Source organism: Pseudovibrio sp. WM33 (assembly GCF_001623165.1).
Lineage (GTDB): Bacteria > Pseudomonadota > Alphaproteobacteria > Rhizobiales > Stappiaceae > Pseudovibrio.
The window spans coordinates 58,359-68,560 of sequence record NZ_LMCK01000101.1 but is presented as its reverse complement, the minus strand read 5'-3'; the positions used below and the strand labels follow the sequence as shown (position 1 = coordinate 68,560).

The window sequence follows — 10,202 nt, the reverse complement described above, 5'->3', positions numbered from 1 at the left end:
CTGTCAACGAAAAGTTGCAACAACCCCGCACCTGTTGCCCCAAGGATACGCTAAACATCAACCATCCCCTCCCTCGTCATCCCGCGCAAACGAAGTGCGACGCGGGCCCCAGAGCAACACTCACCAACGCCAGTTCTCTTGGCCCTGTATACCGGATCTCCACTCCGCTCCGTCCGGCATGACGGCAGGGGGATAAACAAAACGGCTTCACACCTCTCCACCGTCTTCCCGCACTCAATGCGGGATCCAGAACGCAGATGGAGGTCTCAAGAAAGTTCGCCTGCATTGCCGCCTTAATCAGCAGCATGGCGTTTTCTCCTTGATGAAGTAACCAAGATGACTGCCTCTGCTAAACTTTACTTTTAACAGCCCGCCATCCATTCTGTTTTCATTGCATATTTCTAATAGGTACAGCTATTTAACAAGGTAATTTGAGATGGATATAGTCGGTTTGGAAGTTCTGTGTGAAGGAACACACACATTAGCCAATGCAATGAGAATGGTTTTAGCAGTCAAGGTCTGAAACGACGACTTTTAGGACATACTACAATGCTTGAAATTAGAGAATTTGGCGAATGTAGCTTTCTCAACTTCGCCTCTCCTGAGCAAGGGATAAAGAAGGAACTGTTAACGCAGCTAGGCTTAACGTCAATCTACCTTTCCGATGATGTGCTGTTTGGTGATGATGATAATGAGATTGGGCCACTACTAAGTATCATCGCATCACAGCCCTCAGATAAACTGATAGATATCTCGTGGATTGAGCTAATTGATCCCGCCAGCAACGAACCATTTATCGATGAGTATGTATTTGCCTTTTCAAACAAAAAGGACGATTTGAACTTATATCTGAATCAGTACTGCACCAGAATATCTGGCTCAAGTTTTGAACTTACGTTTGACCCCAGTTTCAGCTTTATCATGTTCCACGACCCATTCTGCGAGTATCTGGAGTTTGCCGGAGGTGAGAACTTAATTACTAGAGTCTCGGAGGCATGTAAGGAGGCAGTGTTTACGTTTCCGCAGGTACCGACGTCAGACCTCCAAACTCTATTCGTGCTGAACGAAAGCAGCTCCATGGAGCAAGCTGGCGATCTGACATTTTTCGACACATTAGAGAGTGTTCTGAGTTACGTAGAACCCATCGACGTAGCAAACCAAGAGTATTATCTATTCGATTCAAATGGATATTTTTATCAGTTCAACCTCAATGATGAGCACGTCACCGTCGACGCTGAAAGCAAAATAGCCAGAGCAAACCTCGCCCGCTCTGTGATCGGAATGCATATGTCAGAAACATCCTCAAAACATCACCTGAAAACAAAGATTACAGCAGATGGTGACCTTCAGCAGCTGTGTGAACTCTGCTTTCAACGCCAGAACAGATCACTGAACAAGAGGTCTCGTCGTAGAAGATTGGGAACCGGATCAATCATAAATGATTTTTTGCAGATGTTTAAAGGCAAATAACTACTTGCTCGAGCCAAATCATAGGATGAAAATACTAAAGTGCGGGTTGGTCTTCCTACTGTGAAGGAAAGGACAAAATGACAAAAAAGCAGATCACAAAAGACGAACTTTCCAAAATTTATCTTGAAAAATATGACAATGTAACTAATCAAGCACTCGAAAAGAAATTTCGCAGGAAGAGAGAATTTGACCTCTGGAGTGAACAAGGAGATGAAGCACTCACATCAAAGCTAAAAGCTATTATCAAAGACGACAGGTTCATTACAGTATTTGAACTCTATCTTTGGAACTCAACAGATAAGGCACTCAGTGATATTCACAATCATATTGTAGAATTTAACGAAGACTGCTTCTGTATCGCCAATCCAAATTCTGATGTCGATCTAAATGCAATAATTAACTTTTGGCTCCGCGAACCGTTGTCCAACCTGTTCACTTTTGAATTTACTCCCGACAAAAGCATTGGCTGGTATCTTGAAAAGGGTAAGCTCGCGAAAATTGGTTTCAGAGTTACAAATCAGGATCTATTCAAACTCTACGAATAGGTCCAAGCGATGCCCGCCTCCCTTCCCGCATCACGTACCTCCTGTATGGAATGCTATCGGAGGCACTACTCCATCCACGCCTCTCCCCCAAGAGCAAAAAAGCCGGCCCCACACAGAGACCGGCTTCTTATTTCTCAACCAGTGCAGCAGCTTAGCTGTCCAGGAAGCTCCGCAGTTTGCGGGAGCGGCTTGGGTGCTTCAGCTTACGCAGGGCTTTTGCTTCAATCTGACGAATACGCTCACGGGTAACGGAGAACTGCTGACCAACCTCTTCCAGAGTGTGGTCGGTGTTCATGCCGATACCGAAGCGCATACGCAGAACACGCTCTTCACGAGGTGTAAGCGATGCCAGAACGCGGGTCGTGGTCTCACGAAGGTTCGCCTGAATAGCCGCATCAATCGGCAGGATGGCGTTTTTATCCTCAATGAAGTCACCAAGATGGCTGTCTTCCTCGTCACCAATCGGTGTTTCAAGGGAGATAGGCTCCTTAGCGATCTTCAACACCTTACGGACCTTCTCAAGCGGCATCTGCAGCTTTTCAGAGAGCTCTTCCGGGGTTGGCTCACGGCCAATTTCGTGAAGCATCTGACGAGAGGTACGAACGATCTTGTTGATCGTCTCGATCATGTGCACCGGAATACGGATGGTGCGTGCCTGATCCGCGATGGACCGGGTGATCGCCTGACGAATCCACCAGGTCGCATAGGTGGAGAACTTGTAACCACGGCGGTATTCGAACTTGTCTACCGCCTTCATGAGGCCAATGTTACCTTCTTGAATAAGATCCAGGAACTGCAGGCCACGGTTGGTGTATTTCTTGGCAATGGAGATAACGAGACGAAGGTTCGCTTCCACCATTTCCTTCTTCGCGATACGCGCTTCGCGCTCACCCTTCTGCACCATGGAAACCAGGGTACGGAATTCGGTGATCTCAAGGCCAGTCTCAGTCGCAAGCGTCTGAATCTCGCCGCGCAGTTCGCGGATCATATCGCCGTCATGGGTCACAAACTTCTTCCAACCACGGCCAGACAGGTTTGCAACTTTGCGGATCCAGTTCGGGTCCAGCTCAGAACCCTGATAGTATTTGATGAAGTCAGCGCGGTTCACGCCGTTGCTGTCTGCAAGACGCAGCAAGCGACCTTCATAACCCATCAGCATTTTGTTGATGGAGTAAAGCTGCTGAACCAGTGTCTCAATACGGTTGTTATTGAGGTGCAGGCTCTTCACTTCAACAATAATGTCTTCTTTGAGCTTCTTGTAACGACGCTCCTGAGACGGAGACAGAGTTTTGTTAGCCAGCTTGTTTTCAACCAGCTGGTCCTGAAGCTTGCGCAGCTTCTTGTAATCCTCTGTGATCCTGTCAAAGATCTCAACGACCATAGGCTTCAGTTCTGCTTCCATCACGGAAAGAGAAACGTTTGCCTCGTACTCGTCGTCATCGTCATCAGTGGTTTCACCACCTTCTGCAGGTGCTTCACTCGGCGCACCCGAAGCTGCATTAGCAGGCGCAGCAGCGGCAGCACCGTTAGGCTTACGGGCTTCTTCTTCCTTGCGCTTGCGGGCTTCTTCTTTTTCCTTAAGGCGCACAGCCTCAGGAACTTCACCTTCGCCAGCGTTTTCCTGCTCAGAAAGGTCATCATCAGATGGACCGTTCTTGTCATCAGGTCCGGAATATGTTGCATCCAGATCAATAATGTCACGCAGCAGAACCTTGCCTTCGGCCAGCTCCTCACCCCAGATGATAATCGCCTGGAAGGTCAGTGGGCTTTCGCAAAGACCTGAGATCATAGCCTCACGGCCAGCCTCAATACGCTTTGCAATGGCAATTTCGCCTTCGCGGGACAACAGCTCAACAGAGCCCATCTCGCGCAGGTACATACGCACCGGATCATCGGTACGGTCTGTAGGTTCTTTGGCAGTCGTGGTTTTGGTAACAGCAGTAGAAGAAGCAACAACCAACTCACCGCCGTCTACAGCGGGTGGAGCTTCCTCTTCCTCTTTACCTTCTTCTGCATCTTCCGCCTCAACAACGTTGATGCCCATTTCAGAAAGAAGCGACATGGTGTCTTCAATCTGCTCAGAGCTCACCTGATCAGGTGGAAGAACTTCATTCAGTTCGTCATAAGTGATGTATCCGCGTTTTTTCGCGGACTTGATCATTTTCTTGACGGCGGCGACCGACAAATCCAAGAGCGGACCATCTTGTCCCTCTGCGCCTGCCGGTTCCTGCGTATCTTCAGCTTGTGTCGCCTTCGTCGCCATATTCTGCTCCAAAGTCGCTGGTCGTGCTCCAGCGAACTATCGCGTTACGCAATCAATCACCCCCGTGTTTGGACCACACAGGCGGCATTTGAATCACATTTGACTTTGGGGTTTAACGCAAAGTCCCTTAAACCTGACTTAACCCTGGTATCAAAATGTTTTCACGGAATTGAAAACCCAAAACTCATTCGGGCAGGACTGCTCACCGGCATCCCTACCGTTTTAGGCCGTATCCGGCACATTCCAGGCATCGACAGCGCTGATTATCCGATTATGATATCGCCGCTTTAAAGACATCTAAGGTCTACGGGCGCTCGTATCGGCTGTCTGACTTAGTGTATGTAGCCCGCCTTTTGTGATTCGCAAGGGCGATTCGGCATGGTCAATCTGATTCTGGGGGATTTTGGACAGTTCATTGCCTGTTTTTCTGGATAACTTTGAAAAACAAGAGTTCTTCCATCACAATTCTACCTCAAGTTGCGATCACCAGATCCTCTGGGGGAAGCAGATAAACAGACCCGCAATCCCTCCTCTCAGATCAAGCCAGAACAGACCCTTTTGAGGAGCGCATTTTGGCTGCTCGCTCCGCCAACTCCTGCTCATCACGCAGACAATCCTCACGGCGACGAGCCAAATCCTGCGTAAGCGCCTGAAACCGGCCCCAGCTTTCTTCGGTCAGATCCTGCTCCATGGCCCGCGTTTCATGCTCAAGCTCCTGCTCCAACATGCGCAACTCAAGCATATCTGCATAATTCAGGAACAACATCTCCACGAAATCTTCAGGTGGATTTTCTTTTAGGATTTGAGCACGGTTCCCCAAAGCATCCCAGCTGATTAATTTATTTGTCTTCGACTGCGGCTCAAATCGCTCAATGAAGCCTTTGGCTTCCCCCAAAATCTGGTAAAAGTGCTCTCCAAGACTATCATACATACGGACGACAGTTTCATCTCCCAGTTCAGGAGAAACAACGCGAAGAAAACTCTCCATAAACTTCACATGATCATCATTGTTGTAGCTCAGTAGAGAAATTCGCTCGAAATGCTTCTCAAGCAAATCAAGGTATACAACGGACATACCAATAACAATTCGCTCAATCCCGTAAGCAGGCGTGTTAGGCGCCCCCATGTTGTTTTCAGCGCTTCTGAAGCGATTTTCTTCGTTACCGCCCTTGCCAGCTGGTTGGCCGCGCCACCCCCCATCACGACGACCACTACCACCGCCTTTGTCACGGTTCCGGCGGCTCTCCTCGTAAAACAAGTTGGAGAGTTTGAGGCGCAAGTCCATCCGATAACGCTTCTGAACGCGCTCATCTTTGATGGTCCCAACCAGATCTTCAACGGCCTTTTCCAGCGCAGCCTTGCGCTCAGGCGTATCAATCCGTGCTTGCTCGCTCTCACGGCGCCAAACCACTTCTGAAAGTGGCAGAGCTTTCTCGATCTCTCCATACATGGCAGCAGTGCCACCAGCATTAATCACATCATCCGGATCCTGCCCGTCAGGCAAAAACGCAAACTGGAAAGACTTACCGCTGGTCAGAACTGGAAGAATACGATCAACCGCTCGGTGGGCAGCAGAGATACCGGCGACGTCACCGTCAAAGCAAACCACTGGTTCATCAGCAAACTTCCAAAGCCGCATAATCTGGTCTTCGGTAAACGCAGTCCCCAAACTCGCGACCGTCGCCTTGATGCCAACCTGCCAGAGAGCAATGGCATCCATATACCCTTCCACCACGATCGCTTGTCCGCTCTCATAAGCAGGCTGGCGCGCGCGATGTGCATTAAACAGCATCGTCCCTTTGTGAAAGACAGGTGTTTCCGGTGAGTTCAGATATTTCGGCTGGCCGTCCGGGTCCATGGTTCGGCCACCAAAAGCAACCGCCCTGCCCCGGTCATCATGGATCGGGATCATCAGACGATTGCGAAACCGGTCATAGGACGGACGCCCGTCCTCGGGTTTAATGAGCAACCCCACTTCAATCAACTCAGCTTCAGTGACGTCTTTCGCCATCAAAGCCTTCTTCAGATTGTCACGTCCAGGAGGCGCAAAACCAAACTGAAACTCATTCAGCGTCTCGGCACTCAAACCGCGCCGCTGCACATACTCTTGCGCAGCGCGCCCGTCAGCAGACTGGAACACATGCCGAAAATAGCGTACCGCCATCTCACAAACATCGGTCAGAGAATTGCGCTTTGCAGCTCGTTTTGCCGCCTGAGGATCGGGCGCAGGCATGGCGATTCCGGCTACACCAGCCAGTTCTTCCACAGCTTCGGGGAAACTGAGGCCCTCAGTCTCCATCAAAAACTTGAAATGATCTCCACTTTCACCACAGCCAAAGCACTTGTAGCGGTTGCGGCGCTCATCAACATGAAAGCTGGGAGACTTCTCTGAATGGAAGGGACAACAGGCCCAATAATCACCCTTTCCGGGCTGCGATTTACGCCGATCCCAGGTTACACGTCGCCCCACCACATCTGTAAGCGAGACGCGGTTGCGAATGTCATCAAGAAAGAGCTGATCGAAACGCATAATGGTCCAATTTGTCGTAGTGGCCTGAAAGCAGCTGAGCTGGGTATTATATAGCCGCGAAGGCCCCAAGAAGCCAGCAAAACCCCCATTTGCGCAGGCTTAACTCAATTAATCGCTTCAGGAAAAAAGAAAAGCCGCATCATGATGACGCGGCGGCCTGTAAGTGCTCCAAAAACGTTGACTTACTGCGGAGCGCGCAGCATCTGCTTCACCATGCAACTGGCTTTCGCAAAGTCCATCTGGCCCGGATAACGCTCTTTCAACTCGGCCATGCAGCGGCCCATATCACGCAGTCCGCGCGCTTCAACGCACTCGACAACTGTTTGACAAACAAGCTTCATTTCGTACTCGCTGAGCTGCGAAGGCAAGAATTCACGGATCATTTCCGCTTCTTCACGCTCTTGCACAGCAAGCTCTACTTTACCGCTCGCTTCACAATGCGCCGCTTCCTGCTCACGCTGGACTAGCATGGTGTGCAGGAGGTCCATCAGCTCTTCGTCGCTTAAGCCATCACGCCCTTGCTCACGAGCAGCCATATCCCGGTCCATAATGGCAGCGGTGATGAGGCGCAACGTGGCGGCACGTCTTTTGTTAGTGTCTTCTTGCGCGGCTTTCAGCGCATTCGCTATTTTGTCTCGCAACATACTAAAGGAACCCTGACGCGGAAACTTTAAAAGAGGCTCTCCAAATCCCGGATAATACGTCTCATCCATCTGATTTGGGCTGATTTCCTGTAACTCGAGCGCTATTATTTCTACACGAGTGATATTGACCAGAGGAACCCCTTCTCCTATGGTCCCGGCCTTGATGCGACTGTGACGCGCCAAAGTCAAGTCCCTTCGGTGCGTTTCAGATGGACGCATACTGTCATCAACCGTATCAAGAAAGCAAGTGATGAAAGCTCAAGACGCGTGGTCAGCACCTAAACCTACCGCCCTCCTCGTTCTCGCAGACGGTACAGTCATTGAAGGCCGAGGCGTTGGAGCTCTTGGAACAGCGTCCGGCGAAGTCTGCTTCAATACGGCAATGACCGGGTATGAAGAGATTCTCACAGATCCTTCCTATGCAGGACAGATCATCACCTTCACGTTCCCCCATGTTGGCAATGTGGGCGCGAACGAAGACGATGTTGAAACTGTAGATATGGAAGGCACGTCTGGCGTACGAGGCGCGATTCTGCGCACCGACATCACCACCCCTTCCAACTATCGCTCTGGCAACCACTTCGATGCATGGCTCAAGGCACGAGGCATTGTGGGCCTGACCGGCGTAGACACCCGCGCATTAACAGCTCTCATCCGCGAAAAAGGCATGCAGAACGCTGTGATCGCTCATAACGCTGATGGTGAGTTTGATGTGGAAGCGCTGAAAGCAGAAGCAGCCGGCCTCCCGGATCTGGAAGGCATGGACCTTGCAAAAGGCGTGAGCACTCAGAAAACCTACGACTGGAACGAAACCACCTGGGATTGGGATGACGGGTTTGGCGCCCAGAACAAACCAAGCCATCACGTGGTTGCTCTGGACTTTGGCGTAAAGCGTAACATCCTCCGCCTTCTGGCAGATGCCGGATGCCGCGTAACTGTGGTGCCTGCAACCACTTCTGCTGAAGACGTCCTCGCTCTCAAGCCGGATGGAGTATTCCTGTCCAACGGCCCTGGCGATCCAGCTGCAACAGGTGAATATGCGGTTCCAACCATCCGTAGTCTCGTGAAGTCTGGCCTGCCGGTCTTCGGCATCTGTCTGGGTCACCAGATGCTCGCGCTTGCACTTGGTGGCACCACCACAAAGATGCATCAAGGCCATCACGGCGCAAACCATCCGGTTCACGATTACACCACCAACAAGGTTGAAATCACCAGCATGAACCATGGCTTTGCTGTGAGTGCTGGCAGCCTGCCCGACAACGTGGAAGAAACACACGTTTCCCTGTTTGACGGCACCAACTGTGGTCTGCGTGTAAAAGATGCGCCTGTCTTCTCAGTACAGCACCATCCGGAAGCGTCTCCAGGTCCACAAGACAGCCACTACCTGTTCTCTCGCTTCATTGAGCTGATTGAGAACCACAAAACACCTGCTGCCGCTTAGAACGCAACGTGCTCTAAGCAAAACGGTACAGCAGAATGAATAAAAGCGGGGTCCAGTACCCCGCTTTTCTTTTGCCTGACTGCGAGCAGAACATGGCCGGAGACACCGCTTAAGCAACGTCAGGACAACAAAAAACCCGGCACCAAGGGAGCCGGGTTCCGTAACTCTTATCAGAAGCAATTAAGCCGCTTCTGTTTCCAGCATGCTGCTCAGTGCATGAGACACACCGCGAACTTCTGCAATCTGTTCTTGAAGCGCTTGCTCCTGCTCATGAAGCAGCTGCTCCTGCGCACCACAAATTTCCTGAAGTTCTTTAAGTTGCTCAGGACGAGGGCTGGAACCCTCAACGAGCTTGATAATACGACGAACTTCTGCCAGCGTCAGACCGATCTTCTTGGCCTGCAAAATGACCCGCATGCGGCTCACATCACGACCTCTGTAGAAGCGGCGTGCTCCACGACGTACTGGGTTAAGAAGCCCCTTCTCCTCATAGAATCGTAGTGTACGCAGAGTGACGCTAAACAACTCTGACATTTCAGAGATTGCGAGCAGTTGACCGTCCCCATCGTCCTCACGAATAGGTCCAGCGATATCCGCAGCGACATCTAGCTTACTAGGAATACTGTTCATTTCCATTTGCCCGGTGGTTTGTATGTTAAACCTTAGAAGAGTTACAAAAGCTCATCATTTCAGCTCCCCACCCGGTGCCTCCATGAATTCCCCTAATAACTTTTGTACTCCCCCACTTCTGTACTAGCTTATGCAGTAGCATTTGATACCCACTCACACTGCGGAAGCTTTTCGATGTTCATTTGAACAATCTTCAATGCATCCCCAGTGAGGAATGAGTACCCCCACTTTCAAAGTCCTCAATGAAATCTATGATAATTCATATTGGACAATTGATAATCTACACAAGGAAACTGATAAAATATAGCCCGACATCGCATTTTTTACTTCGTAAATGCAACGTATACACTAGGACATCCGAGAATTAACATCATAAGTATTTATACTAGATAAGTATTATAAAAAAATAACGGCACCTACTTTTGCAATTCCGCTGATTTATTCTACATTTTACGGCAAATCTCCAAAGATGTTCCTGCGTTATCTGAGCTAATATACTATAGAAGCGTCAATTACATATTGTCTATAATATGTGAACATGACGAAGAGATAGCGAGAATGAGCAATATAACTTCTAACTACTCTCCTTCTTTAGATCTGCTCTGACTTTATTCTTTCTCAGTAAAACGAAAATTGGCTGACCAAATGATCACTCTGCACATTTTTTAAACAGGATGTT

General features: G+C 49.8%; 7 protein-coding genes. 3 read left to right on the top strand and 4 right to left on the bottom strand.

From position 1 onward, the window contains the following. Positions 1-549: 549 nt before the first annotated feature. Positions 550-1,470: a hypothetical protein gene (locus PsWM33_RS18940; RefSeq protein ID WP_063301259.1), complete on the top strand. Its 921-nt coding sequence runs from the start codon at positions 550-552 to the stop codon at positions 1,468-1,470. A 77-nt stretch (positions 1,471-1,547) separates the two neighbouring features. Beyond that, entirely contained in the window at positions 1,548-2,015 is a 468-nt protein-coding gene (locus PsWM33_RS18935) for a hypothetical protein (protein WP_063301258.1), read from the top strand. A 151-nt stretch (positions 2,016-2,166) separates the two neighbouring features. On the opposite strand, the gene rpoD is transcribed toward PsWM33_RS18935, so the two are convergent. From rpoD to PsWM33_RS18920, 3 genes are all read right to left on the bottom strand, one after another. After that, entirely contained in the window at positions 2,167-4,278 is a 2,112-nt protein-coding gene (gene rpoD, locus PsWM33_RS18930; RefSeq protein ID WP_063301257.1) for an RNA polymerase sigma factor RpoD, read from the bottom strand. 538 nt (positions 4,279-4,816) lie between these two features. Then, positions 4,817-6,808, bottom strand: a complete 1,992-nt coding sequence (dnaG, locus tag PsWM33_RS18925) for a DNA primase (protein ID WP_063301256.1) — start codon at positions 6,806-6,808, stop codon at positions 4,817-4,819. A 182-nt stretch (positions 6,809-6,990) separates the two neighbouring features. After that, positions 6,991-7,635, bottom strand: coding sequence for a GatB/YqeY domain-containing protein (locus tag PsWM33_RS18920; protein WP_306418668.1), 645 nt, complete (start codon positions 7,633-7,635; stop codon positions 6,991-6,993). A gap of 67 nt (positions 7,636-7,702) precedes the next feature. On the opposite strand from PsWM33_RS18920, the gene carA reads away from it, so the two are divergent. Beyond that, positions 7,703-8,893, top strand: coding sequence for a glutamine-hydrolyzing carbamoyl-phosphate synthase small subunit (gene carA, locus PsWM33_RS18915; RefSeq protein ID WP_063298248.1), 1,191 nt, complete (start codon positions 7,703-7,705; stop codon positions 8,891-8,893). A gap of 180 nt (positions 8,894-9,073) precedes the next feature. Here carA and PsWM33_RS18910 read toward each other — a convergent pair whose 3' ends face one another. Then, complete coding sequence (locus tag PsWM33_RS18910; RefSeq protein WP_208860172.1) at positions 9,074-9,523, bottom strand: MerR family transcriptional regulator; 450 nt, start codon at positions 9,521-9,523, stop codon at positions 9,074-9,076. Positions 9,524-10,202: the final 679 nt, after the last annotated feature.